The sequence below is a fragment of the Catellatospora sp. NPDC049133 genome (assembly GCF_040648455.1).
In the GTDB taxonomy this organism is placed as follows: domain Bacteria; phylum Actinomycetota; class Actinomycetes; order Mycobacteriales; family Micromonosporaceae; genus Catellatospora; species Catellatospora aurea.
Map to the genome: position 1 here is coordinate 18282 of NZ_JBEZDT010000041.1, position 26250 is coordinate 44531.

Genomic DNA, 26250 nt, shown 5'->3' on the forward strand with positions numbered 1-26250 from the left:
AGGGCATAGCAACGTGCGATTGCCACGAGCTCACCGCCTCATCGCCGCGGCACTGTCGGGCCTGATGGTCCTCACCCTCGTCACCGTCGTCGCGCCGCGGGCCGCTGTGGCGGGTGGCCCGTCGGTCGACCTGCCCGACACCCCGTCCACCGCGATCACCACGCCGACCGTGGACGCGCCACGCCCACCCGATCAGGCGTCCGCGTCGGAGCTGTACGGCGACCAGCCCGCGAGCACCGCGCCACCGGGGGGAGGCGGCACGGCGACGGCCACGTCGCTGTCGCCGTCGGCCAGTTGGGACGTGTCACCGCATACGGGCGACTTCACCTGGTCGTATCCACTGCGGGTGCCGCCGGCAGCCGGCGGCCTGGAGCCCGTCCTGAGCCTGTCCTATTCCTCCTCCACGGTCGATGGCCGTACGAGCACGACCAACAACCAGTCGTCCTGGATCGGCGACGGCTGGGGTCTCGAGCCCGGTTACATCGAGCGGACCTATGGCGGATGTGCCGACGACGACGCCGGTGGCACCGTGCCGCCGAAGACCGGTGATCTGTGCTGGCGCAACGACAACGCGACGGCGAGCCGGGCCGGTCTGTTGATCAACGAGTCGGGGCAGCGGTGGCGGGCCAAGAGCGACGACGGCTCCCGGATCGACCGGCTGACCGGTGTGGCCAACGGCGACGACGACGGCGAGCACTGGCGGATCATCACCCCCGACGGCACGCAGTACTTCTACGGCTCGCGTCCGGAGTCGAAGTCGACCTGGACCGTGCCGGTCTTCGGTGACGACGTGGGGGAGCCGTGCCACGGCGGCACGTACGACAGCTCGCGGTGCACGCAGGCGTGGCGGTGGAACCTCGACAAGGTCGTGGACGCCCGCGGCAACATGATGATCTACAGCTATGACGTCGAGACCAACAAGTACGGGCTGAACCTCAAGGACGACGCGGTCGGCTACGTCCGGGGCGGTTACCTGCGCACCATCGACTACGGTCTGCGGGCCGACGGCTCGGTGGCCCTCAGCGGGCAGGTCGAGTTCACCACCGCGGGCCGGTGTGTGCCTGGCAGTGACTGCACTCCCGGCAAGCCGGACAACTGGCCGGACGTGCCGTGGACGAGCAACTGCGACGGTGCCACGTGTGTCGGCAACTACGCCCCGACGTTCTGGAACACCAAGCGCCTGACCAAGATCGTCACCCGGGTGCGTGGTGCTGGCGGTCTGGCAGACGTGGACTCGTGGACGCTGCAGCACTCGTTCCCCGACCCGGGCGACCGGGAGAAGGCCGGGCTCTGGCTGAAGTCGATCGTCCATGCCGGGCATGTCGACGGGAATGCGGCGCTGCCCGCCGTGACGTTCGAGGGCACCGCCAAACCGAACCGGGTCGCCGTCACCACCGGCGTCGGTCCACTGAACCGATACCGGATCACCGGCATCGTCTCGGAGACCGGCGGCACCATCGCCGTCGTCTACGCGGCCCCCGACTGCGTGGAGGGCGTGTCGATGCCCGGCAGCCCCGAGACGAACACGAAGCGGTGCTACCCGGTGAAATGGACGCCCCCGGGCGGCAACGAGCGCACCGAGTACTTCCACAAGTACGTCGTCGCCGAGATCGTCGAGTCCGACCGCTACGACGGCACGAGCGAGCAGCGCACCGCCTACGACTACCTCGACGGCGCCGCCTGGCACTGGGAGACGTCGGAGTTCAGCAACGAGGACCGCAAGACGTACGGCGAGTTCCGCGGCTTCGGCCGGGTGCGGGTGCGCAAGGGTGCCCAGAGTGACCCGGCGGGCCCGATCAGCGAGGTCGAGCAGCGGTTCTACCGTGGCATGGACGGCGACCGCCTGCCGGGCGGCCAGCAACGCTCGATCAAGGTGACCGATTCGCGCGGCGGGGAGTACGCCGATTCCGACTGGCTGGCGGGCACCGAGTTCGAGACGGCGACGTTCAACGGCGTCGGCGGCGCGACGGTCCGGACCGCGATCACCGTGCCGGTCGTGCAGGGCCCCAACGCGACACGCGGCGCGGTGAGGTCCTACCTGGTGCGCCCCGGGACGGTCACCGAGCACGTGGCCTTGACCGGCGGCCAGTGGCGCACCACCCGGGTCGCTACGAAATACGACGACCGCGGCCAGGAGATCGAGGTCGACGACGCCGGCGACGTGGGCAAGTCCGACGACGACCAGTGCACCCGCACGTCGTACGCCCGCAACGACGACAAGTGGATCATCTCGGTGCCGTACCGGGTATGGACGGTCGGTGTGCGCTGCTCCGAGGAGCCGACCGACACGATCGCCGACGCCCGCCGGGGCTACGACGGGCTGCCGGTCGGCACCGCGCCGACGGCGGGTGATCTCACGCGCACCGAGGAGCTCACCGAGTCGGGGTACCTCGTGACGGCGACCGCCGCCTTCGACGTGCACGGCCGCGTCACGAGCAGCAAGGACGCGCTGGGCAACGAGACCCGCACGGCCTACACCCCGGCGGTCGGCGGGCCGATGACCAAAACCGTGGTGACCAACGCGCTGGGCCACGTCACCAGCACCACGTTCGCTCCCGCCTGGGGGCAGGCCACGCTGCTGATCGACGCGAACCTGCGCCGCACCGAGACGACGTACGACGCGCTCGGCCGGGCGACCGCGATCTGGCTGCCCAACCGCAAACGCTCGCAGCTCGAATCGGCGAGCATGACGTTCGGCTACCTGATCCGCGACAACGGCCCAACGGTCATCACCACCGACACCATCAACGCCCGCGGCGGCTACACGACCAAGAAGGAGATCTACGACCCGCTGATGCGGCTGCGCCAGGTGCAGACACCCGCCCCGGGCGGCGGCCGCCTGCTGACCGACACCCGCTTCGACTCGCACGGCCGGGCGTACTTCGCCAGCTCACCGTACTTCCACAACTCGGCGCTCGACGACAAGCTGTGGGTGGCATCCGAGGTCGACAAGCTCGGCGCGACGATGACGACGTTCGACGGGGCCGGCCGGGTCGCCGCGTCGGCGTTCCGCGGCGGCGGCGTCGAGAAGTGGCGCACCACCCAGGCGCACGACGGCGACCGGGTCCGCGTCACCCCGCCGCAGGGCGGCACACCCTTCGTGAAGGTCAGCGACGCCCGTGGCCGCACCGTCGAGCTCCAGCAGGGCAGCACGCCCGACGTCACGCGATACACCTACACCGACAGCGGTCAACTGGCGTCCATCGTCGACGCGATGGGCAACACGTGGCGCTACGCCTACGACCAGCGGGGCAACCTGGTCCGGTCGGAGGACCCGGACAAGGGCGTGGTCACCATGGCCTACGACAACGCCCGGCGGCTGACCGCCACGACCGACGCCCGCGCGGTCACCCTGCACACCGGCTACGACGCGCTGGGCCGCCGGACCAGCCTGTCCCAGGCCGGCGTCACGCTCGCGTCGTGGTCCTACGACACCGCGCCCGGGGGCAAGGGCCTGCCCGCCACCTCGATCCGCCACGTCGGGTCGGCGGCGTACAAGACCTCGGTCGGCTCGTACAACCAGCTCAGCAAACCCTTGTCGATGACGGTGACGATCCCCGAGCAGGAGCAGACCCTGGCCGGGAACTACACCACCGAGCTTCGCTACGACTACGACGGCGTGCTCGCCTCGCAGACCATGCCCGCCATCGGCTCGTTGGCCGCGGAGGGGGTGGTCCATGAACGCTCCGAGCTGGGTATGCCGACCATCACCCGGGGCGGATTCGACGGCCAGACGTTGCACTACGTGACCGACACCCTCTACACGCGGCTCGGCGAAACGGCGCGCGTGCAGTTCGGCGAGGGCGCCAAACGGGCATGGCAGTCGTACTACTACGACGCGCACACCCGCAGACTGGACCGGACGATCGCCGATGTGGAGGCACCCGCGCCGATGCAGGCCGATCAGCGCTACGCCTACGACCCGGCCGGCAACATCACCTCGATCGTGGACGCGCCGCTGAACCGCACCCCCGACACGCAGTGTTTCCGCTACGACTACCTGCGACGCCTGACCGAGGCATGGACTCCGGCGCAGGGATGTGACACGACCACGCTCGGCGGGCCCGCGGCCTACCGGCTGGCGTTCACCTATGACAAGGCCGGCAACCGGCTCACGGCGTCCACCGAGGCGGGCGCCGCGACCTACACCTACCCGGCCGCCGGGTCACCCCGCCCGCACGCGGTGCAGTCGGTGAGCCCAGGGGGTTCATACGAGTACGACGCGACCGGCAACACGACCGTGCGGCCAGGCCAGGAGCTGCAGTGGGACGCCGAGGGCCGGGTCTCCACGATCACGACGGCGACCGGGGCGACGAGCTTCGTCTACGACGCGAACGGGTCGCGGCTCATCCGGCGCACACCGCAGAGCACCACGCTCTACCTCGACGGGCAGGAGCTCACGCTCAACCGGAGTGCGGGCACGTTGACGCCGACGCGGTACTACGCGCACGCGGGCAAGACCGTCGCCGTGCGCACCGGCGGCAAGCTGTACTGGCTGCTCGGCGACCATCAGGGCACCTCGCAGTTGGCGGTCGACGCGGACACGATGGCGGTCCGGCAGCAGCGGCGGACACCGTTCGGCGGGACCCGCGGCACCTCCTCGAGTCTGCCCGGTGAGAAAGATTTCGTGGGCGGCACCCGGGATGCGACCACGGCGCTCGTCCACCTGGGCGCACGTGAATATGATCCCGTCCTCGGCAGGTTCATCTCCGTGGACCCGGTGATGGGCAACGAGCCCCAGCTGATGAACGCCTACACGTACAGCAACAACAGCCCGGTCACGTTCAGCGACCCGACCGGCCTGTACTGCGACAGCTGCGACTACTACCACCACAAGAACGGCGAGTCCAGCGTCTGGAGCCCGGAGGTCCAGCGGACATCGTTCTGCGACAGCTGCGAGTACTACTCGGTCAAGAACAACACCGCCAGTGCCTGGAACCAGCCCCAGTACACCGCGGCCGAGCGTCCGACGGTCTTCGCCGAAAGCGAGAAGATCAACGAACGCGTCGCCGCGGAGCAACGCGCCGCCGAGCAAGCCCGCCAGCAGGAGGAATCGTGCAAGGCCAGCTTCTGGTGCCGAGCCGGCCGCGTGGCCAAGTCGGTAGCCACCAGCTCGGCGTTCGGGTACGTGGCCGGTGCGCTGAGCATCGCCGGAATATTCTGCCCCGTATGCGGTGTCATCGGACTGGCGATGAGTGCCGTCTCGGCCGCCGTGTCATGCGGTGACGCCGCCTTCGGCGGCGGGAGCTGGGGGCAGTGCGCCGTCGGGGCAGCCGGGGTGCTCGTCGGCGGCGCCGGCATGGTCGCAGCGAGATCGTTGAGCGCAACGACCAGACTCGGCGCCCCCAGCATCGGCGACGACACCGTCGTCAACCTCGTCGACGGCGACGTCTACGGCACGGTCGTGCAGATCGGCTCGGTCGGCCGCCACAACGGCAACCTCAACGTCATCAACATCATCAACGGCGACGTGTACGGCACGGTTCTGCAGATCGGCGCGATCGGCCGCGTCTCCGGCAACCTCAACGTCACCAACGTCATCAACGGCACCGTCTACGGCACGTCCACCCGGATCAGGAGTATCGACGAAACCGTCCACGTCGCTCACCCCAACGGCACCGTGACATTCAGCCCGTCGGGTGACATGACGATCACTCCATGATGGACGGAGGCAGCCCGCGTCACCCTCGTGACGTGGGCTGCCTCACCGTCCGGGGCATTTGTCGCCGTCACATGGCACGCTGTCCGCGTGCGGTTGCAGGCGCGGTTACTCGGTCCGCTGGAAGTCTCGGTCGACGGGGTGCCCGTCCGCCTGACCGGCAGGCCGAGCGGCCTGTTCGCGGTGCTGGCGATGTCAGCTGGATCCGTCGTGTCGGCCGAGCGTCTGGCGACGGCGGTGTGGGGCGATGACCTGCCCGGCAATCCGCGGGCAAGCGTGCAGACGAACATGACGCGCCTGCGCCAGCTGATCGGTGCGCAGTTCGTCGAGACCACGGCCGTCGGCTACCTGTTGCGGATTCCGCCCGAGCAGGTCGACGCGCTGCGGTTCCTGGAGCTGGTCGACCTTGCCGCGTCCGCCCCGGACCGCGGCACCGAGTCACGAACGCTCACCGACGCCCTCGCGCTGTGGCGCGGCGACCCGTTCGAGGGTATGCGCTCGGTCTGGCTCGCCGAGACGGAGACCCCGCGCCTGGTCGAGCGCTATCTGGGCGCGGCCGAACGCCGCATCGACCTGGACCTGGCCGCCGGCCGCCACGACGGGCTCGTCAGTGAGCTGCGTGATCTGATCGCCAGGCACCCGTTGCGGGAATCGTTGTGGGCCAGGCTCCTGGACACACTCGACGCAGCGGGCCGCCGCGCCGAGGCGCTGGAGCAGTACGAGACGATCCGGCGGCGTCTGGCCGAGGAGCTGGGCGCCGATCCAGGTCCGCAGCTGCGCGAGATCCATGTGAAGCTCCTCGGTGCTGTGCCGTCCACAGTGCCTGCGGCGACACCCGCGCCGCAGGTGATCGTGCCTCGTCAGCTGCCGACGGACCACGCCGGCTTCGTGGGCCGGGACAAGGCCCTGGCCGCCATGGACAGCCGGCTGGGCGACGCGAACTCACCGACGGTCATCACGGTGATCGGCGGTGCGGCCGGAGTGGGCAAGACGGCCCTGGCCATCCGCTGGGCACATCGCGTCGCGCCATGGTTCCCGGACGGACAGCTGCACGCCAACCTGCGCGGATTCGACCCCTCCGGCACACCCCGCACACCACAGGAGGTGCTGCGCGGGTTCCTCGCCGCGCTGCAGCCCAACGGGCAACAGGTGCCGCACGGGCTCGACGCCCAGGTCGGGCTCTACCGCAGCCTGCTGTCCCGACGACGCATGCTGATCGTGCTCGACAACGCCCGCGACGCCGAGCAGGTGCGTCCGCTGCTGCCCAGCTCGCCCGGCAGCCACGTGGTGGTCACCAGCCGCGACGACCTGACCGGCCTGATCGTCGCCGAGGGCGCTCGCCCGCTACCGCTGGACGTGCTGACCCCACAGGAAGGCTGGCAGCTCCTGGAACAGCGGCTCGGGGCGCAACGGGCGCACAGCGACCCGTCCGCGACCGACGAGGTGATCGAGCGGTGCGCCCGGCTGCCGCTGGCGCTGTCCGTCATGGCGGCCCGCGCGGCGCGGCGTCCGGACACGCCGATGCGGGCGCTCGCGCTGGAGTTGGCCAACACCCGCTCCGAACTGGACGCATTCGCCCTCAACGATCCGATGACCGATGTGCGGGCGGTGTTCTCGTGGAGCTACCGCACCCTCACCGGCGCGGCTGCCCGGTTGTTTCGGCTGCTGAGCGTCCATCCAGGCCCGGAGGTGTCGGTGGCGGCGGCGGCCGCGGCCGGGGGCCTGCCGATTGCGCACACGCGCCGGCTGCTGAGCGAGCTGCACGCCACCCACATGATCACCGAGTCGGCCGGGGACCGCTTCGCGTTCCACGACCTCCTGCGGGCCTACAGCGCCGAGCAGGCACAGCAGACAGACACCGAGCAGCAGCGGTACGAGGCGCTGCTGCGGGTGCTCGACCACTACCTCCAGACGGCGAACGCGGCATCGGTCGCGCTGGACCCGTACCGGGTGCCGATCCCGATCGGCCAGCCCCGCGACGGGGTGACCGTCGAGACCGTCGCCGACCATCGCGAGGCGGTGAAGTGGTTCGCCACGGAACGGCCCGCGCTCGTCGCGTCGATCCAGCGCGCCGTGCACGCGCGTGCCGACGAATTCGCGTGGCGGATCGCATGGGCCATCTCGGGTTTCCTGGACATGGCCGGCTACTGGGATGAGCGGGCCGCGGCGATCCACGCGACGTTGCACATCGCGCCGCAGGACACCGACTGGCCGTGGCAGGCGATCGGGCACCGCTCGCTGGGGCACGCGTACGTCCGGATGGGGCGCTTCGCCGACGCGCATCGTCATCTCGGCCAGGCGCTGGACCTGTTCCGCGAGCGCGGTGACCAGGTGGGGCAGGCGCGCACCCACCTCAACATCGGCATCGTCCTGGACCGGCAGGGCGAGCACGCGAAGGGGCTCACGCACAGTCTTGCGGCGCTGAGCCTGTATCGCGCGGAGGGGCATCTGGCCGGGCAGGCTGACGCGCTCAATGCCGTCGGATGGGACCATGCGCAGTTGGGCGAGTTCGAGCAGGCGTTGACGTACTGTCGGCAGTCGCTCGACATCCATCTGCAGCTCGATCACCGGCACGGGCAGGCGGACGTGTGGGACAGCCTCGGTTACATCCAGCGCAGCCTGGGTCGATACGAGGATGCGTACGCCGGCTACCGGCAGGCCATCGACATCTTCCGGGACCTCGGCGACCGGTTCGACGAAGCGACGACGCTGGTCAACCTCGCCGACGCGCATGTGGCCGCGGGTGATCCGGCAACGGCTCGAAGCACATATCTGGCCGCGTCGGCGATCTTCGACGAGTTGCGGCACCCGGACGCGGCGATGGTCCAGGGTAAACTGGCCGCGCTCGACGAGGGGCATGCGGCGGATTCGTGAAAGGCCGGACCGAGGGGACGGTGACTTCACTCCGGTCCTCGGCGCGGCGTGCTGAGGCCAGGGCGCGGGACTGGCGGTCTGTGCCGGGGGAGCCGTGGCCGTGGCACCGGATCCGGCTGAGCGGGTCAGATCCCGGTGTGGATGTACGCCGCCCATCGGGAGGGTGCGCGAAGCGAGCGACGGCGCAGCTCCCGGGTGGCGTGGTGCAGTGCCTGCGCGCTGGGCGCGCCCTCGGTCAGGTTCGTGTAGAAGTGGCTTGCGAGGGTTGTCGACGCCTGGTCGCTGACCTGCCACAGCGTTCCGACGACGCTTCGGTACCCGGCCACCTGGAATGCCGCGGTGATGTGGATCGCCTCGTCGGCGAGCCGGAGTTGCGTCTCGGTGGTCTCGCACGCGGACAGGTAGGCCAGGTCCGCGTCGGGTAACCGCAGACGTGACAGCGCGGCGACGGTCAGCGGATGGTCCGCGTGATCGTGCAGGTACAGGCGGCTGTGGTCGGGGGCGTTCCAGTCGGTACTGCCGTGGCAGGCGAAGTGCGCCATCGGGTGTTGGCCGAGCGCGGACACCACCGCGTCGCGGGTGGCTTCGGCGCCCTGCAGGATTCGGGCCCCCGGCAGCAGTGAGGCGATCAGGTCCGTCTCCCGGGCGGCGCCCGGCAGGTCCGGGGCCCCCGGCGTCTGCGGCATCGACACGATCAGCGCCGGCCGGTCTGCTGCTGCGCCGCTGGGCCGCTGCCGCGCGTGGGCCAGTGCGTGGATGGTGGCGGTGTATGACGACACCACGCGGTCAAGCACTGTCCGGGGCTCGGCCGCGCCGGCTCTGACGTCGTCGTGGTACCCGGCGGCGTGCAGAGGTAGGTGGGCCAGGACACCTACCGGACACCACCACACCCGCGGCCACGAATCGTCGGGCGATGTCCGGGTGTGGCCCAGGGCCGTCAGGACCGGGGCGGTGGTGGTGTCCCACAACCAGGCGAGAATGTCGCGCACCGTCTGCTGGGCGCGTGCCTGCGTGGAGATGCTGTGCCGGTCATCGTGGACCGCCGCCAGCGCCCCGCGGAAGCGTGCGGCTTTGTTCAGCACATCCTCGTGGGTCAGGTCGGGCAGGGGCACATGCAGGACGGGACGGTGCGGATCGGCGGTCAGGATCAGTGCGTCGCATCGCAGCGGATCGGTGGTGACCATCACGATGGGGCCTTCGCCCGCGTGCAGCCGCAGCTGTTCGACCGGCGCGGGGGCGAGGAATCCGGCGAATCCGGGCTCGGCGCGGATGCGCGCGAGCAGTGCCTGCAGTTCGTCGGCGGCTGCCCGGCGCAGCGCCGCGGTCTCGACCGCCGGGGCAGCCGCCTGGCCGGAGCCGGCGGGTGTATCCGGGTCGGTCTCCACGGCAGCCAGCCGCGCGCGTGTGCGCGTGAATCGGTCGGCCAACTCCGGCAGCGAACTGCGCAGCCGCCGCAGATCCTCCGAGTTGCCCATGGCCTCCGCGAGCAGTTGCCCGCGGGCCTGTTCCAGCAGCTCCACCGCGCGATCGGGTCGTCCGGCGGCCACTGCGACGGCGGCAGCCTGCGCGGCCACACCGGCCACCTGGCCGAGGCGGTGCGCACGGTCGGCCCGTGCCAGATGGCGGGAGGCCAGTAGCGGCAGCAGCTCCAGCGCGCGTTCGATCGAGGCGAGAGCCGTCTCGTGGTCGCCGCTCGCGGCGTCCGCGCGGGCCTTGCTCCGCTCGTTGAGGATCCGCAGGCGTATCCCCGCCGACGGCGACGCCGCGGCCTGGCGGTATGCGTCTTGCGCCTGCCGCAGTGCGGTCCGGTCACCATGCCACTCGTACGCCAGGAACAGGCTGTCTGCCAGGTCGGACAGGTACGGCGCGCGATGGGGGTGCACCTCGGGCAGTTCGGCGGCGATGGTGCGGTACAGGTCGGTTCCCTCGGCGAGCGCGGCCGCGTCGCCGGTGCGCTTGGCGTACAAGGCCAGCATGGATGCGAGGCTGCCCTGGTATCCGCGGAGGCTGCGGTGGTCGGTCGGCGCCGACCTGACGGCGGTACGCCAGATGTGGACGGCTTCGCGAGCGGTGTCCGGATCATCGTTCCACCGGTAGAGGGAGGTCAGGGCGTTGCCGAGGCTTTCCAGCCCCGTCAGCCGGTCCGCCCGTGTCGGCCCGGCGGCCGACAGCACCTGTCGCGCGACGGCGACCGCCTCGTCCAGGGCGTCCCGGCCGCCGGTGGCCTCGGACAGCTGCCGTAGGGCGGTGCTCAACACCGCCAGCGCCCGGTGCCGCAGGGGGTGGTCGGGTGGGATCGTCGACAGGGCGGCACGCGCCGCCGAGACCGCCTCGCGGAGCAGATCAGGCTCGGCCGTCTGAATGTAGAGGTTGTGCAGGCTGTTGCTGAAACTGACCAGGTAGTGCATCCGGTTGGCGTCGCCGTCGGCCACGGCCGCGGTGACGCTGCGGCTGACCGCCACGGCGTCGTGCAGGGTGCCGCGATCTCCGGTCACGTGGTACAGGTTGAGCAGGCACAGGCTCAGGTTGTCCAGGTGCGCGGCGAGCTGGCCGTGTCCCTGCGGTGTTGCGGCCACCGCGCTGCGAGCGGTTTCCACTGCCTCGTGCAGCGACGCGACATCGCCGGTATGCAGGTGCAACCTGCGCAGGATCGAGGAGAGTAGGTGCAGTTGCATCGCCCGGTGGCCGTGGTCCGGGCCGGCTGAGTCGACCACGGCACGGCCGTGTTGGACAGCCTCGTGCAGCATGTCGTCGTCACCGGTGGCGCGATGCAGGCCGAGCAACCCCAGGGCGAGGTTGTATCGGACTTGGGCAAGGTGGGGGTGTTCCGGCGGCAGCAGTGCAGCCGCACGTCGCGCGGCGTCGACCGCCTCGCGTTGAGATGACTCGTCACCGGTGCGGGTGTACAGGATCCGCAGCACCAGGCTGAGATTCACCAGGACCAGGACCTGGTCGTACGTGCCGTCCCGGGTGGCCGCCAGCGCCGCCCGGCCGGCTTCCACCGCCTCCTGGAGGACCGCCATGTCCCAGGTCTTGTCGTAGAGCGAGACCAGGATCGTGGACAGGTCCGTCAGCACCAGCGCTCGCAACGGAGAGTCGATGCTCGCCCCGGCACGGCCGACCGCCGCCGCCTCATGCAGCGATGCCAGGTCGCCCTGGCGCTCGGCACGCAGCCGCAGCGCGGTCCCCAGGCCGGTCAGGTATCGTCCCCGGTCCGGGGAGTCTGGAGGCGCCAGGTCCGCAGCCGTCCGCAGGTTGTCGATGGCAGAAGCCAGGGTCTCCAGGTCACCGGTCCGGTTGAACAGGGTCGTGAGCATCGCGCCGAGCACGTGCGTCCGTTCACGCTGCTCGGCGTCGTCGTCGGACCCGGCGGCCACGAGTTCGCGCAGGATCGTGGCGGATTCCCAGCCGTCGGCCAGGTCGTTGGTGTGCTCGAAGGCCCACAGCAGCGCGTCCGCGAGGTTGCGACGCCGCTGCGGGTGCTGGAGGTCCTCCGCCGGGGTCGCGGCCAGGGCCGCTCGACGTGCCTGGACCACCTCCGGCACGACTGTCGTATCCGTGGTCTCCCGGCTCAGCACCATCAGGTCCCAGGCGAGGTAGTCCTGACCGACGGCGTGATCGGGGTCCGTGGTGGGAGTGGCCGCGACGGCGGCGCGGTCGGCGGCGATAGCTTCGTGCAGCAGCGCCAGGTCCGCCTCCCGGTCGAACAGGCGTGTCAGGCTGTTGCTCAGATCGAGGTGGCGTGTGCCCGCACGGGGGTGACGGGGCGGTGTCGCTGCGGCAGCCTGCCGCCGCAGTTCAACTGCCTGCTTCAGTTTGGTCAGGTCGCCGCTCTGGTCGTAGAGGTCGATGAGTTCCCCGGCGCGGCGGGTGAGCTCCAGATGAGACGCGCGATGTGCGGCCGGTTCCAGCTCCGCCTGTGCGGGCCGGTATTGCGCCCAAGGGGCCGGAACGTGCCATCCCGGCCGTTGCGCGACGGCGTACGCCAAAGCGACCTGCCCATCCGTGGCACCGGGTGCCGCCACCTGGCCGTAGTGACGGCGCACCCGTTCGGCGACGTCGGGGTCCGGCAGCCCGTATCCGGTTTCGATGAGTTCGCCGAAGTCGGTGGCCCAGTGGGACAGGTCGGTGCCGCGGACCAGGCCCAGGCACCAGCTGCCGCGGGCATCCAGCAGCAGGTACTGCCAGAACAGGTCATCGGCGGCGTTCGGCCCGGCCAATTCGACCAGTACCTCTCCTGCGGGCAGCCGCGCTGGAGCGGGTTCCGCGGGATCGGGGACGGGATCGGTCATGGCGTCGACGGCCTCGGCCAGGTGCGCCAGCGCCTGCCGCACGCGGCTGCGTTCGGCATCCGGCAGTGCTCGGTAGATGTTGCCGGCCAGGGTGATCGCCGTCCGGTACGCCTCGGCCAGACCTGGCTGCGCGGGCAGGTCGGCCAGGTCGCAGAGGTGCAGCAACTGCTGCAGGTCAGTCGACTGCGCCGGCTTCTCTGCCGCTTGGGCAGGGACCGCCGCGTCTGGCGAAGTCGATGGTGAGATCAGGTTGGCGGGCGTCGCCTCCGGTTCGCTCAGGTCAGCGGACTCCTGCGCAGTTTCGGCGTCAAGGCCGACGTCGGGTTCGGCTTCGGCCGACTCGTCTGGCCGGTCTGGTTCGGCGGCAGGCAGCTTGTCGTCGGGGGCGAGGTCCTCGGCCGGATACACGCTCAAGGCGTGCATCCGCAGGCCGGCGTCCGGGTCGAGGGAATAGTCGCGCAGTTGTCGAGGTGTGAACCGGTCCGGCTGGAACGCCATGGCGCGGGCGACCACCCGCACGAACCGGTCCTCGTCGTGCAGGTGGCGCACGAGCGCGTCCGTGGCGTTGGCCTCGTGGCGGCGGGCCAGGCAGCACATGGCAGCGATACGCACGTCCGGATGCGGGTCCTCGGCCAGCCGCAACGCGGCGTCCAGCACCTCCGGCTCGTTCCGGCCGCCCAGGGCGACCAAAGCGTGCAGGCGAACCACCGGGTCGGGGTGCCCGCATCGGTCGAGCATCCTGCGGGCCACCCGGGGCGAGGCGCAGTGCCGCAGGCCGGCTGCAGCCTGGCCGATCAAGTCCGGATCGTCGAAACTCGCCATCAGCGCATCAAGCTGTACCTCGTCGTCGGTGCCGCGCAGCGCCGCGAACGCGTCGTCGGCGGCGTCCGAGGTGCCGTTGAGCCGTGTGACGAGCGCGCCGGTCGCGCGGGGATCGGCGCTGCGGGCCAGGATCGCGGCGGGCAGGTAGCCCCGCCCGGCGGCCAGTCGACTGAGCAGCATGTCGATCACCTGCTCGGGCAGGTTCGCGGCCTCCCAGTACAGTAGCTGTGCCAGCTCTGCATGGTCGGCGACCGAATCCAGCATGCCGTCCATCCGGTCGGCGACCGCTGTGACCAGGGCCGCAGGGATCTCGGCCGCCGCCGCGGAGAGCTTGATCAGCACCCGGGCGGCCCGGAACACGGCCTGGTGCCCCGCGTCGGCGGGGCGGTCGAGCAGGTGCGTGAGAAGAGCGGCCGCCTCCGGCCATCGGCCGCGCCGTCCGAAGGCGGCGCCGAGCAGGTTCAGCACGGGGCCCCAGTCCGGGTCGAACCACAGGTGGCGGTCGACGAACGCCAGCCAGCGGTCACGGGGCAGGCCGGCGAGGTGGTGGGCTACCAGGACCTCGGCGACGGCGCGGTGCGGCAGCGTGTAACACGGCACTGCGTCGGACGGCTGCGGGTCCTGGGCCAGCAGCGGTTCGAGCCGGGCCTGGTCCGCCGACGCCTGCTCATCCTGGAGCACGGCCGTGATCTGTTTGGCCGTCAGTGCGTCCGCCCAGCCCTCCGGCTGGGTCGCGAAGCCCGTCGCCACCGCGGCGAGCAGGTCCACGGCCCGGTCGGTGGCTGCGGCGTCGGTGAATCCGTGCTGCTCGTCGATTGCTCGCCGCATGGCGAGGTGGTAGGCGTCGCTGGACGTCTGCGGCAGCGCCTCGGACTGTGCGACCGATTCGTACAGGTGCGCGCGAAGCAGGGGGACCTCGGCCAGGCCGACCATGTACGGGTCGTCTGCCAGCCAGGTATGCAGCCGCTCGCGCAATTGCGGTGCCAGGCGTGCGGCTGCTGCCTCGGCGCGGTCCTCCGGTGCCATCGAGTTCACCCCTGCGCCCCCGCTTCGTCAGCCGAGCATGTTCTGTAACAGGTCGATAAGGTCGGGTACCGCCGGCAGTTCGGCAGTCCGGCCCAGCGGGCGCAGGCTGACGATCATCCACTGCAGTTCGTCGGGCGTCGGCGGTCCGGCTGGCAGCTCCGCGGCGATGCGGGTGGTCTCGGCCTGGTCGCCCAGGACGGCGGCGCAGACGAGCCGGCCAAGCATCGACCAGGGCGGATCGTCTTCGGCCAGGTCGCGAAACATCGCGTCGGTCGCCCGTGCCGCCGCGGCTGCGGCTGCGAGGTCGCCCAGGCAACCCAGTGCCATGATCCGTCCGAGGTGGAACTCGGGCACCGTGGGATCGGCCGCTACCAAGGCGTCGAATTCGGCCATCGCGTCGCGGCCCAGCCCGTTCGCCAGCCGTGTCCGTGCCCGGTCGAACCGGTACCACTGCTCGGTCGGCTGCAGTTCCAGCAAGTGCTCGAAGTCGGCCAGCGCCTCGGCGTTGTGCTCCAGCCACAGGTGCAGCCGGCCGCGGGTCTGCCGGGCGTCCATCAGCTGCGGATCGAGGACGATCGCCCGGTCGAAATCGGCCAGCGCCGCGTCGAGGCGGTCGAGTCTGCGGTGGGCTTGACCGCGGGAGTAGAAGATCCAGGGGGTGGTGAAACCGAGTGATACCGCACGATCGAGGTCGGCGAGCGCCTCTGCGGGCCGGCCGGTCATGCGCAGTGCCTCTCCGCGCAGCCCTGTCACCCCAGCTGCGTCGGGGTACTCCAGTAGCACCTGGTCAAGGAGAGGCAGCGCGTCGGCGTGGCGGCCTAGGCGGACCAGGGTCTCGCCGAGGGTGGGCAGGATCCATCGGGTGTCCGGGGACAGCCGCTGCGCTTCCTCGACATCGGCCAGCGCTTCGGGCAGGCGCTGCAACGCGAGGTAGGTCTGGGAGCGCACGCCGAGAAACCAGACGACGGTGGGCTCCAGGGAGAGCGCACGGTCGAGGTCGGCGAGGGCTTCGGTGTGGCGTCCGCCCAGCCAGTGTGCGTTACCGCGCAGCCCCAGCGTCCAGGCGTGCCCGGGACGCAGTTCCAGCGCCCGGTCGAGGTCGGCGACGGCGTCGGGGTACCGACCGAGGGAGGTGAGGGTGTCGCCGCGCGCGGCCAGGACCCAGGCGACGTCGGGTTGCAGGGTCAGTGAGCGGTCGTAGTCGGCGAGGGCTTGGGGGTAGTCCCGCAGGGCGTGGTGGGATTGGCCGCGGCTGCCGATGACCCAGGCGACGTCGGGCTGCAGCGTGAGGTAGTGGTCGAAGTCGGCGAGGGCTTCGTGGTGCCGCCCGGCGAGCCGGTACGCCTCGCCGCGATGGGCCAGCGCCAATGCGTGGTCAGGCCGAAGTTGCAGGGACCGGTCGTAGTCGGCGATCGCGTCGGTGTGCCGGCCGAGGGCGGCGCGGGACTGGCCGCGGCTGGAGTGGACCCACGCCAGGTCCGGGCCGAGTTCGATGGCCCGGTCGAAGTCGGCCAGGGCCTCGTGATGGCGGCCGCGTTTGCGGTGGACGTCACCGCGGCGGGCCAGCGCCCAACTGTAGTCGGGCCGCATCGCCAGGGCCCGGCAGAAGTCGATCACTGCCGCGTCTGGCTCGTCGAGCAGCGCTTGCGTCTCGCCCCGCGCAGCGATGACCCACTCCCTGGTCGGCGCGATCTGTATCGCCCGGTCGAAGTCGGCGAGCGCTTCGGTGTACCGGCCGAGGGAGTGGTAGGTCTGGCCTCGGTTGCCCAGCGCCCATGAGTATGAGGGGACGAGTTCGATGGCCCGGTCGAAGTCGGCCAGCGCCTCGTGGAATCGTCCGGCGAGCCGGTGGACCTCGGCGCGGCGGCTGAAGACCTCCCGGTCGCGCGGATTCAACGCGGCGGCCCGGTTGAGTTCCGCCAGCGCCTCGTCCAGGCGTCGCAGCTGCGTATTGGCCTCAGCACAGCGGATGAGCGCCCACGCGTCATCGGGGTCGGCGGCGAGGACCCTGCCGAAGTCGGCGACCGCTTCGGCGTATCGTCCCATCAGGGCATAGGTCTGGGCGCGGCAGCCCAGGATCCAGGTGTCGTTGGGATCGAGCGCGATCGCCCGGTCGAAGTCGGCAAGGGCCCGCTCGTGGCGACCGGCCTGCCGGTGCGTTTCTCCGCGCCCGGCGATGGCCAGCGCGTCCGTGGACTCCGGCGGGATGGCGTGCTCCAGCTGCGCGAGCGCCGCCTCGGCGCGGCTGCTCTGCCGGATCGGCCGGGGGCCGGCGTCGGCGGGGGCGTCGTCGGGCCGCTGTTCGGCTCGGCCTGTCTCCTCGTCCGCGACGGACTCCGCGGTGGTGCTCATGGCTCGGTCGCCGGGGGCGAGGCGGGATGGTCTTTGCGTAGGCGCAGGGTGATGAGCTGGCCGACCTGCGCGGTGAACGGGCCGTCGTGCTCGATGCCCAGTTGCTGGGCAAGGTCGCGACCGTAGAGGTCGACGGTGGTCTCGACGAGTTCGGCCAGGACGCCCGCGGCTGCGCGGAGCTTGAAGGAGCCGACACACACCACGCACGCCGCGATCACGGCGGCGGGCCACCACCAGGCGGCCAGGGCCAGGTAGAGCACACCCCAGCCGTGCAGGCGCGCGGCGTCGGCGTAGGACTCCTGGGCCGCGGTGATGTCATCTCGCAGTTGCTGCGGTGCGAGCGTCCACAGACGTGGCCAGGCCGAGCCCAGGTCCAGCTCGTAGGTGCGCAGCACGCGCAGGTCGGCGGCACGGAACCGGTCGGCCACCCAGGTCGGCCGGTCCGGTTCGACCAGGCAGATCGCCTCGCGGCGGGCCAGCGCGGCACCCAGGCCGGTCGTGTCGGCCGGTCCGCCCGACCGCACCGTGGCGCGGGCAGCGGCGACGGCCGCTGCGGTGACCGCGGCGTCGGCGGCCGCCCACCGCCGCCGCCGCCAGGCCAGCAGCAGCCGGGCCGGCCGCCGGCGGCCGGGCGTCAGCCACACCGTCTCCAACAGGCGACCGACCGCGCCCGCAAGCAGCCCGGCGGCGATCGCCGCGGCGAGGACTGCCGCCACGACGAGTAGGATCGCGCCGGTGTTGCGGCTGGCGGGTTTCGTGGTGACGTCGGTGAGCCAGGCGAACAGGGCGGCGGTGTCGAGGGCGCTCCGGTGCCCGAGCCGGTACGCCGCGGTCGCCGCCGCCACGAACAACAGGCCCGGCAGCACGATGAGTGTGGCCCACCGGTCGGCCAGCCGACCGCCGAACTCGGTCAGGAACTCGGTCATGCGCGCAGCTGGAGCTGCTCGAGCGGTTGCCCGCTGATGGCGCAGGCGGGTGCGGTCTCCGCACCGGTTGTGGCGATCTCGACCCGGCTGCAGGAGCGTTGCGGGCACACCCAGGTGAAGATGATCGCGTGGCCGGACGTCGGGATCGGCGGGACGAACGCGCGGACCGAGTCGGTCAACCCGTCGAGCCCGGCGTCGACCATGGCCTCCTCCAGGACGTCGAGTCCTGCCTCGATGGTCGCGGAGTCTGCACCGGCGCGGATGGCGTCGAGCACGTGCTCCAGCGCCGGCCCGGCGCCGGCCCTGGCGACGAACGCCCTCAGCTCTCCGGTGGCGTTGCGGCGGCACAGCCGTTCTATGCGTTCCTCGACGCCCACGGCACCCCAATTCGTCGAGCGGTCACAGGCGCCCAGCTCAGCGCCACGACAGATGCGAACCCGTCACTGAACGTATCAACGACAGACAACTCCAGATAGGACACGTTCGGGTGTCGGAGCCCGTATTGCGGCCGAGGCGTGATACGCCCCGTCACCATCGGCCAGCCCATGGTGTGACCACCCGCCGGCCCACGGGCGGGCCCGACACGACGCCGGCCGGAACTCATGAAGAGGCCGCGGCCGCGTCGGGCTGCCCGGGGCACGGCTGGGCGTAGTCGCGCCAATTGCCTATTGCTCCTCGTGGGGGAACTGCTTGATGATGTCGGCCGAGCCGTATACGACCGTGCTCAGCGCCGCCTCGTTGGCGGCCAGCCGGACCCGGGTGGCCTCGGCCTGCGCGGTTCCGGCCGACAGGTCGCGCATGACGGCCTCCACGTCCTCGCGCAGCCGGTCGAGCTGCTGTCCGAGGGCCTCGTCGACGGCCACCTGCACCGGTTCCAGCGCGGCGTGCACCTCGGCGGCCAGCTTGCGGGCGTGGTCGGTGGCGCTGTTGCGCGACTCCTGCGCGATCACTCCGGCGACGTCGGAGGTGAACTGCGACTCGGTTTTGTCCTTGCCGACGAACAGCTGGATCACGCCCGCCGCCACCAGCAGCGCGAAGATTCCCAGCGGCCCGAAGCCCAGCGCGCCGGCGACGATGGCCACCCCGAGTTGCGGCACGATCGCCCGGCCCATGCCCTTGAAGCCGAACCGGGCGCCGTGCATCGCGACACCCGGGGCGACCAGGTAGCCGACCGTGCCGGCGAGCGTGCGCTGCAGGCCCGACGCTGGTTCGCCGCCCTTGGGGGTGACCGCGAGCTGAGGGCTGAAGGTCTGGCGCAGCATTTCGACTCGGTCGAGGAACTCGTGCAGGGTGCCGTCGAGCTCGTCCTCCATGCGCTTGGTGCCCTCGTCGACGATGCGCTGGCGCTCGGTCGCCGACCAGGCCGCCACGTGGGAGCGCAGTCGAGCCTCGAGCCCTTCGGCGATCTCCTTCGCGGCGGCTTCGGATCGTTTCTGCAGCCCGATCGGGTTCATCCCGACGTGGTGCTTGCGGTCCAGGCCCTGTGCCCAGGCGGGGTAGTTGTTGGCGGCGGTTCGCAGCATGTCGCGGGCGGAGACCTCGACGTCCTCGCGGATCTTGTCCAGCAGGTAGGTGAGGGTCTTGACGATCGTCTTGCGGTCCTTCTCCAGGGCGATCATCGGCTGCCGGGCGCGTTCGGAGTTCTCCCGGAGCCGGTCGATGCCGCCGACCAGCATCTGGGTCTTCTCCTCGATGCTGGCGATGAGCTCCCCGGCGATCTGGCGCAGCAGCGTCGCCGGTGGAACGATCTTGATGGCGGCGCGGCGGGAGGCCAGGAAGCGTTCGAGCTCCTGCTCGAACTCTGGCAGGCCCGAGGCGGCCAGCGCCTTCGAGTCGTCGCCGATGCGCGCGTCCATCGCGCCGAGGGCGTTGATGAAGAACAGCCGGTGCTCGGTCGCGCCGAGGTCGTTGTGCAGGATGCCGCGGGCGAAGGCCTTCACCTCCTCGCGTTCGGCCTCCCGTACCATGTTGATCTTGTTGGCGACGAAGAACATGTGGCTGCTGCCCTGGCTGTCGATATAGAGCTTGAGCAGTTCACGCTCGTTCATCTTGAACAGCGCCAGGGCGTCGAGCAGATAGACCACCGCGTCGGCCCGGCGCAGGTAGTCGTTGGTGATGTCGTTGCGGCGCGTGTCGTCGTTGAGCCCGGGGGAGTCGACCAGCTGCACACTGTTGCGGCACAGCGGCAGCGGCCAGTCGATCTGCGCCAGCCCCCACTGGTTGTACTCCTCGCGGTGGTCGTTGTCGATCGTGATGTAGTGGCGCAGCTCCTCGATCTTCACGCCGTTGGCCGTCTCGGCCAGCCCGGTCGGGCTCTGCGGGTCGTAGGCGTACAGGCAGGCGCGTTTCTGCTCGCCCCACCGGATGACGGTGAGCACGGCCGTGGTCGGCGTGATCTTCGACGGGAGCAGGTCCTGGCCGAGGATCGCGTTGATCGTCGTGCTCTTGCCGGCGTTGAACTCTCCTGCGATCAGGACCGTGAAGCCGCCGCTCTCCACCCGCTCGCGCAGCTCCACCAGGTTCTGCGCGTGCACGCTGCTGTCCAGCTCACGCGCGATCCGTTCGGCCTCACCGATCAGGCCGATGAGGCGGCCCCGCAGTTCGGTGAACCCGTCCAGACCGGTTTCGTGCCCCTGTGACCTCATCGACCCGCTCCCTTCGGTTCCGGTGTCCCCGCGATCGGTCCCACACCGGCGGAGATCTCTCGCTCCAACTCCTCTGCCCGCTTGGCCAGCCCGGCCCAGTGGGGCTCGGACACCTCGACGGGCGGCTGCGCCTGCGCCCGGCGCCGCGCCCGGAACACATCCCGCAGCCGCAGCGCCTCGTCGGCCATCCGGTCGTACAGGTCGGCCATCCGGCCGCCCGCCTCGCTCGCGAACTCCTCGACGGCGTTGTCGACCAGCTCGGACAGTTGTGCGGCGACCCGCCGACGCTGCGCGTCGACCATGTTGCGCCACAGCGCCTCGCCGACCAGCGCACCCGCGATGCCGGCGCCGACCGCGAACGGCAGGCCCACCCCGGGCGCGATGATCGCCCCGACCAGCGCGACACCCGCCGGGCCGAAGCGCAGCAGCATCCTGCGCTGGCGCAGGTCGGCCAGCCCGGACGTGCTCGTCGTCGGGGAGACCACCGTCAACGGAGACCCGTCGTCACCCACGAGCGTCAGATGCTCGCCGGTGTGCCGGAACACGTTGCCGTCCAGCCAGTTGAGGTCGGCCTCGACCGAGCGGTGCAGCGTCACCCCGAAGTCGCCGGCGAGCCGGGCCATCTCCGTACGCAGCTGCTCGGGCAGTTCCTTGCGCCACCACCCGCGCGGGTCGTCAGCCGCGCGCAGCTCGCCCTGCAGACGTTCCAGCAGCGCGCCCCGGGTCGCGTCGAGGTGGTCGCGGAACCGGCGGGACAGGGCCGACTGCCGGTCGCGCAGTTCCAGCCGCCAGTGATCGAACTCGGCGGACTCCGACGCGATCTCGGTCGCCGCCGCGAGCGCCGCCGCGGCGCGTTCGGCCGCCGCGTCGCGGGCCGCCCGCTCACCGTCGCGGGCAGCGTCGGCCAGCCCGGTCAGGCTCGCCCGCAGCCGCAGGGCCGTACGCGCGGCACCGCGCGCCGCCCGGTCGGCGCCGGCCTGCTCCGACACCCACTGCCACAGCGCCGGATCGGGCTCGCCGGCGTGCGGCGCGAGCGTCACGACCGCGACCGTGCCGGAGGCCTCCCGGACCCGCCCGGTCACGTACGCCATCACCTCGCCGTGGTCGGCTTCGGGCACCCTGTCCAGGTGCGAGACCGCGACGAGCACTGACGCCGCGTCGACGTCGGCGAGCACCTCCCGCAGCAGCCGCAGGTCCGACATCGTCATCGGGGTGGTCGCGGCGGTCACCAGGAGCACCGCGTCGGCGCTGCGGATCGTCCGCCCGTGCGCGCCGTCCGGCCCTGCCACAGGCGCGGCCACCAGGTGCACTCCGGCCAGCCGGGGTTCGGCGACGCCGAGCCGGACGGTGTGCTCCGGTGCCGGGTCCAGCTCTTTCCACCAGCCCGGGGTCAGGGGCGTGCCGGCTCCCGCCGGTTCGACGCAGTCCACCGTGGAGTGCGTCACCTCGACGACTGCGGGGACCCCGGCGCTCGCCGCGGTCTCGGGCATCAGGTCCCGGCCGAGGAGCCGGTTCACGGCGACACCGGCCGCCGTGTGGCCGTTGCCGACGGCGACCACCCGCAGCCCTGGCGCATGCAGCCCGTTGCGCAGCTCGTCGACCGTCGCGCGGACGCCGGTCAGGCCGCCCTCGTCGGCCAATGCCGCGGCACGGTCCAGCCATGACGTCACCTGCGCATCAGACACTGCGTTCTCCTCTCATCCATTCCTCGGCCAGCGCGTTGCGTTCGTGGTCCACCCGCACCCGGCGGTCGGCGGCGTCACGCCGGGCGGCGTTGACCCGCTGCGTGTACGCCGTCAGCTGGGCGAGGTCGTGCTGGTGTTCGGCCCGCACCTCGTCGATACGGCGCTGGTAGGTCACGCGGTACCAGTCGAGCCTGCGGGTGAACTCGTGCTCGTGGGCGGTCAGCGCGGCGTCGACCCCGGCGCCGAGCCGGGCGGACAGCTGCCCGAACGCGGCCTCGGTCGCGCTCTTGGCCTGCTCGCGGGTCTGGTCGCGCATGGTCGCGAAGGCCTTGGTCGCCGCGAACATGCCGATCAGGCCGCCGACGAGGCCGCCGACGAGGGTGCCGATCCCGGGCACGACGCTGCCGAGCGCGGCGCCCGCCGCGGCCCCGCCGGCCGCTCCGGCGGCGCCCCGCATCGTGTTCTGCGAGAACACCGCGGTGGCCGCGGTGAAGCTCGAAGTGTCGACCAGCGCGGCGGTGTCGACCACGGGCTGCGCGACCGCGGCGCCGGCCGGGCCGCCCGAGCGGCGTTCGAGCTTGGCGTACTCGGCGGCGAACGCCGCGGCGACCGAGGTGACCGCGGCCGACAGCGCCTGCTCGAGTTCGGTTTCGACCAGCCGCGCCGATTCGGTGCCCAACCGGTGCATTTCCTGGCCCACCAGGGTCGGCACTGTCGAGGCGAGCACCGCCTCCAGCGTCTGCTTGTTCGCGCACGCGTCGATCTCGGCGGCCACAGCCTGCACGGTCGCGGCCCGGGCGGTCGCCACCGTGTACTCGATCCGGTTGGCCAGCGAGGTTCGCGTGTCGCGCAGCACGGCCGTGCCCGCCTGCCGGTGTCCGGCCAGGAAGGACGGCAGGTCCGACAGCTGCGAGGCCTCCAGCCGCGCCCGTTCCGTGGCGAGCTGGGCGCTGGTGGCCTCCAGCTCCACGCTGAGTTCCCGCATCGTGTCGTCGATGTGGCGCAGGACCGTGTCGGTGGTGGCGATCTCCCGCTGCTGCTTGGCGGTCCGCTGCAGCCAGTCGCGGGTCTGCTGGAAGCCGTCGAGCCAGTCCTGCTCGTCGTTTCGCGGCGACTCGCGGCGCAGCCGCCGGATGACAGCCTGGGGCGCGGTGGCGAGCACCGGCGGCCGCTCGACGCCCAACTCGTCGCGCACCCGGTTGGTGGCGAAGCGCAGCAGTTCGTCGCGTTCGGCCGGCCGGACGTCGTCCATCCGGGTCACCACATAGGCGCATCGCTGCAGCAGACGCGGATCCAGAGTTTGCAGCAGGAAGTTCACGAGGCTCAGCGGCAAGACCTCGAGCCCGGACAGCACGATGACGGCGACATCGGCGCCGGACACCGCCTCGTGGGCGACGGCCGAGTGTCCCTGCGCCGCGTTGGTGCCGGGGGTGTCGACGATGATCAGGCCGTCGCTGAGGAATGGCGCCGGATACTCGACCTCCAGGTGCGCGATCAGCGGCGCGGCCGTTTCGTCGGTGATCAGCTGTCCCAGCGTGCGGCGCAGGTCGGCGTCGACGCGGCCCAGACCGGGCAGTTGCGGCCGACGGCGGAACAGGTGCCACCAGCGCCGCGAGCGCAGCCGGTGCACCTGCCCGTCGCGGAAGCGTGCGGTGACCGCGAGCCGCGGTCCGTATCTGATCTCGACTGCCGCCGCGGTGGTCGGCAGTGCGGAGGTCGGAAAGAGGTCGGACTCGATGAGCGCGTTGATGAAGGTCGTCTTTCCGCTGGAGAATTCCCCGATCACCGCCAGGCGGTAGCCCGGGTCGTCCAGCCGGTATTCGATCTGAGAGATCTTCGCGGCCAGAGCCGCTTTCCGTGGGTCGTTCGCGGAGAAGAGGTCGCACAGTCCGCGGGCGAACGTGAGATGTTCACGTGCCGCATTCATTGAGATGGCGCCGGGCGGCGCGGAATCGTGATCGGTGGACTCTTGGGAACGCACCGATCTCCCCATCGATAGGCGAACCGACTGACTCCGCGAGCCTAATCAGGACATCGAACGCGCGGCATCACCGCTTGCGACGGATGGCGGTAGTCGATCCGTAACTGTGCGTTCGTCCGATCGGTCGATGGCCGCGCGGGCTCACCCTCCGTAGGGTCGCAGTCCAGTGTGGAACGGTCGACAGGGCAGGGGTGCATGGAGGCGAGCAGCTGGGCTGCCTGGGTCGGTGTCCTGATCGCGGCGGTCGCCACGATCGTCGCCCTGTCGCAGGCGAGGTACGCGCAGAACCAGACCGCGCTGCTGCGCGAGCAGATCGCCCGCGACGCGGCGGAGAAGAAGATCGCCCAGACGCCCCGGTTCGCGCTGGCATGGGAGCCGGGCGCGGACCTCGATCCGGCGTCGCGACGCGCCGTTCCCACCGATCGGTGGCCCCATTCGGTGTTCGTCGTGACGCAGGAGTCCGGGCCTCCGGTGACCAAGGCCGTGCTGCGTATCGCGGACCGTTCCCTGGGCGATTTCCTGCGTATTGCCGATGGTGCCGAGATGCCGCAGATCTCCATCGACAACGTGCTGTGGAATCTGCGAGCCGGCCGGTCCGAGCGCCTTTTCGTGCGGCTCTGGAAGACCCGGGGCACGATGGTGATCGAGTACGAGTGCGAGACCGGCGGCGAGGCGTTCAAGGATGTCGTCTCGGCCCCGTTCGACCTCGAATTCGGCTGACCATTGGGCGGCGGGGCTTGGGCCCAGGCCGCCATGGGTGTTCCCGAATCATGACTACCAAGATGAAACCACCTGGCGGGCGCGCCGGGCCGAGGGCGAGCTGACCACCGCCGAAAAGTACCGGTCGGCGTGCACGCCCGCTGACACGCACCGACAGTCGAACGTGTGCGCTGCCGGGGTCAATACCTGCTGGATAGCCACCACGTGTGCAAGGTGCAGAACCTGTTCGCCGGCTCCGGTGACGCCGCCGACGCCGGCACGGTGGCGCTGGAGACCGCTGCGCAGGCGATGGTGACCACTGCGTTGCAGGAGCAGCTGGTTCGGCTGCAGGCGGCTCTGGACCGCCTCGACGCTGGCACCCTCGGGCTGTGCGGGCGATGCGGTGAGCAGGTCCCGCTGATCCGGCTGCAGGTGATGCCGTGGGCTACCCACTGCGTGCCGTGCCAGAGCATCGTGGACCGATACCGCTGAATCTTGAGGCACATGCCGGCGCTGGACGAACATGAGATTCAAGCTGAGTTGACGTCGCGGTTCAGAGCCAATTGTCAAATCTTGTGGGTGGGCGGTGCCAGGAATGGCTGCAGTTCGGTGATGAGGTCTGGTAGCTGGCGCATGTCGTGGAAGACGACGGTGTGGTGGCCTTCGAGGCGTTCGGCCGGGGTGAGTCCGCCGGCGTAGCCGAAGGCTCGCATGCCGGCGGCGCGGGCGGCGTGGGCGCCGGGTTGGCTGTCCTCGACGACAACGCAGGCCTCGGGATCGACGCCCATCTGCTGGGCGGCGTGCAGGAACAGGTCGGGTGCGGGCTTGCCGCGGGAGACGTCGGTGGCACTGTAGATGCGGCCTGCGAAGCGTTGGTAAAGCCCGGTGCGGCCCAGGGTGTGCCGCATCTTGTCGTGGGAGCCGTTGGAGGCGACACATGTCGGCAGAGTGAGCGCGTCGAGTGCTTCCGGCAAGCCGTCGACCGGGGCGAGCCCGGCGTCCACGGCCTCCTGGTGGAGCTGCTCGAACCTCTCCAACCAGATCACGGCCGTGTCCGGGCCGAGCCGGGCGGCGATCTGCTCGTGGATGGCGGCCGGTGAGCGCCCCATGAACCGGTCCACGACCTCGTCCTCTGTCAGCGGCCACCCCAGCTCGGCTCCGAGGGCGGCCTGGATACGAGCGGCGATGGGCTCGATGTCGACCAGTACGCCGTCGCAGTCGAATATGACGAGTTCAATGGGCTTGATCATTGCCGCAGCATAGGCCTTGCTGCGCACGCCGCGGCGGCC

The 26250-nt window shown here is 70.9% G+C and carries 12 protein-coding genes; 4 read left to right on the forward strand and 8 right to left on the reverse strand.

Features of this window, described 5'->3' with window-relative positions; genetic code table 11:
• The first annotated feature begins 13 nt into the window (after window positions 1-13).
• A complete protein-coding gene (locus AB0B35_RS34620) occupies window positions 14-5662 on the forward strand; it encodes an RHS repeat-associated core domain-containing protein (RefSeq protein ID WP_361053844.1) in 5649 nt (1882 codons plus the stop codon).
• A gap of 87 nt (window positions 5663-5749) precedes the next feature.
• Entirely contained in the window at window positions 5750-8533 is a 2784-nt protein-coding gene (locus AB0B35_RS34625) for a BTAD domain-containing putative transcriptional regulator (RefSeq protein ID WP_361053848.1), read from the forward strand.
• Between the two features lie 125 nt (window positions 8534-8658).
• Here AB0B35_RS34625 and AB0B35_RS34630 read toward each other — a convergent pair whose 3' ends face one another.
• From AB0B35_RS34630 to AB0B35_RS34660, 7 genes are all read right to left on the reverse strand, one after another.
• Window positions 8659-14673: a CHAT domain-containing protein gene (locus tag AB0B35_RS34630; RefSeq protein WP_361053851.1), complete on the reverse strand. Its 6015-nt coding sequence runs from the start codon at window positions 14671-14673 to the stop codon at window positions 8659-8661.
• A gap of 27 nt (window positions 14674-14700) precedes the next feature.
• Window positions 14701-17025 carry a tetratricopeptide repeat protein gene (locus AB0B35_RS34635; protein ID WP_361053854.1) on the reverse strand — a complete coding sequence of 775 codons (2325 nt, stop codon included), beginning with the start codon at window positions 17023-17025 and terminating at the stop codon, window positions 14701-14703.
• Window positions 17022-17951: a hypothetical protein gene (locus AB0B35_RS34640; RefSeq protein ID WP_361053857.1), complete on the reverse strand. Its 930-nt coding sequence runs from the start codon at window positions 17949-17951 to the stop codon at window positions 17022-17024. Before AB0B35_RS34640 ends, AB0B35_RS34635 begins: the two co-directional genes overlap by 4 nt.
• On the reverse strand, window positions 17948-18328 hold the full coding sequence (locus tag AB0B35_RS34645) for a hypothetical protein (protein WP_361053860.1): 381 nt from the start codon (window positions 18326-18328) through the stop codon (window positions 17948-17950). Before AB0B35_RS34645 ends, AB0B35_RS34640 begins: the two co-directional genes overlap by 4 nt.
• A 288-nt stretch (window positions 18329-18616) precedes the next feature.
• Window positions 18617-20596: a dynamin family protein gene (locus AB0B35_RS34650; protein ID WP_361053863.1), complete on the reverse strand. Its 1980-nt coding sequence runs from the start codon at window positions 20594-20596 to the stop codon at window positions 18617-18619.
• Window positions 20593-22281 carry a hypothetical protein gene (locus AB0B35_RS34655; RefSeq protein ID WP_361053866.1) on the reverse strand — a complete coding sequence of 563 codons (1689 nt, stop codon included), beginning with the start codon at window positions 22279-22281 and terminating at the stop codon, window positions 20593-20595. Before AB0B35_RS34655 ends, AB0B35_RS34650 begins: the two co-directional genes overlap by 4 nt.
• Window positions 22274-24208 carry a dynamin family protein gene (locus AB0B35_RS34660; RefSeq protein WP_361053868.1) on the reverse strand — a complete coding sequence of 645 codons (1935 nt, stop codon included), beginning with the start codon at window positions 24206-24208 and terminating at the stop codon, window positions 22274-22276. The genes AB0B35_RS34655 and AB0B35_RS34660 overlap by 8 nt, the downstream gene beginning before the upstream one ends.
• A gap of 249 nt (window positions 24209-24457) precedes the next feature.
• Here AB0B35_RS34660 and AB0B35_RS34665 point away from each other — a divergent pair, with 249 nt between their 5' ends.
• Both AB0B35_RS34665 and AB0B35_RS34670 read left to right on the forward strand, forming a co-directional pair.
• Window positions 24458-24982, forward strand: coding sequence for a hypothetical protein (locus tag AB0B35_RS34665; RefSeq protein WP_361053871.1), 525 nt, complete (start codon window positions 24458-24460; stop codon window positions 24980-24982).
• 204 nt (window positions 24983-25186) lie between these two features.
• The gene (locus tag AB0B35_RS34670) at window positions 25187-25453 is read left to right on the forward strand and encodes a TraR/DksA family transcriptional regulator (RefSeq protein ID WP_361053874.1); all 267 of its coding nucleotides are present in this window, start codon (window positions 25187-25189) and stop codon (window positions 25451-25453) included.
• A gap of 74 nt (window positions 25454-25527) precedes the next feature.
• On the opposite strand, the gene AB0B35_RS34675 is transcribed toward AB0B35_RS34670, so the two are convergent.
• The gene (locus tag AB0B35_RS34675; protein WP_361053982.1) at window positions 25528-26211 is read right to left on the reverse strand and encodes an HAD family hydrolase; all 684 of its coding nucleotides are present in this window, start codon (window positions 26209-26211) and stop codon (window positions 25528-25530) included.
• Window positions 26212-26250: the final 39 nt, after the last annotated feature.

Bases quoted from the DNA above. Each gene is read 5' to 3' on its own strand.
- AB0B35_RS34630 (WP_361053851.1), bottom strand. From the start codon at position 14,673: ATGGCACCGGAGGACCGCGCCGAGGCAGCAGCCGCACGCCTGGCACCG.
- AB0B35_RS34635 (WP_361053854.1), bottom strand. From the start codon at position 17,025: ATGAGCACCACCGCGGAGTCCGTCGCGGACGAGGAGACAGGCCGAGCC.
- AB0B35_RS34640 (WP_361053857.1), bottom strand. From the start codon at position 17,951: ATGACCGAGTTCCTGACCGAGTTCGGCGGTCGGCTGGCCGACCGGTGG.
- AB0B35_RS34650 (WP_361053863.1), bottom strand. From the start codon at position 20,596: ATGAGGTCACAGGGGCACGAAACCGGTCTGGACGGGTTCACCGAACTG.
- AB0B35_RS34660 (WP_361053868.1), bottom strand. From the start codon at position 24,208: ATGAATGCGGCACGTGAACATCTCACGTTCGCCCGCGGACTGTGCGAC.
- AB0B35_RS34665 (WP_361053871.1), top strand. From the start codon at position 24,458: ATGGAGGCGAGCAGCTGGGCTGCCTGGGTCGGTGTCCTGATCGCGGCG.
- AB0B35_RS34675 (WP_361053982.1), bottom strand. From the start codon at position 26,211: ATGATCAAGCCCATTGAACTCGTCATATTCGACTGCGACGGCGTACTG.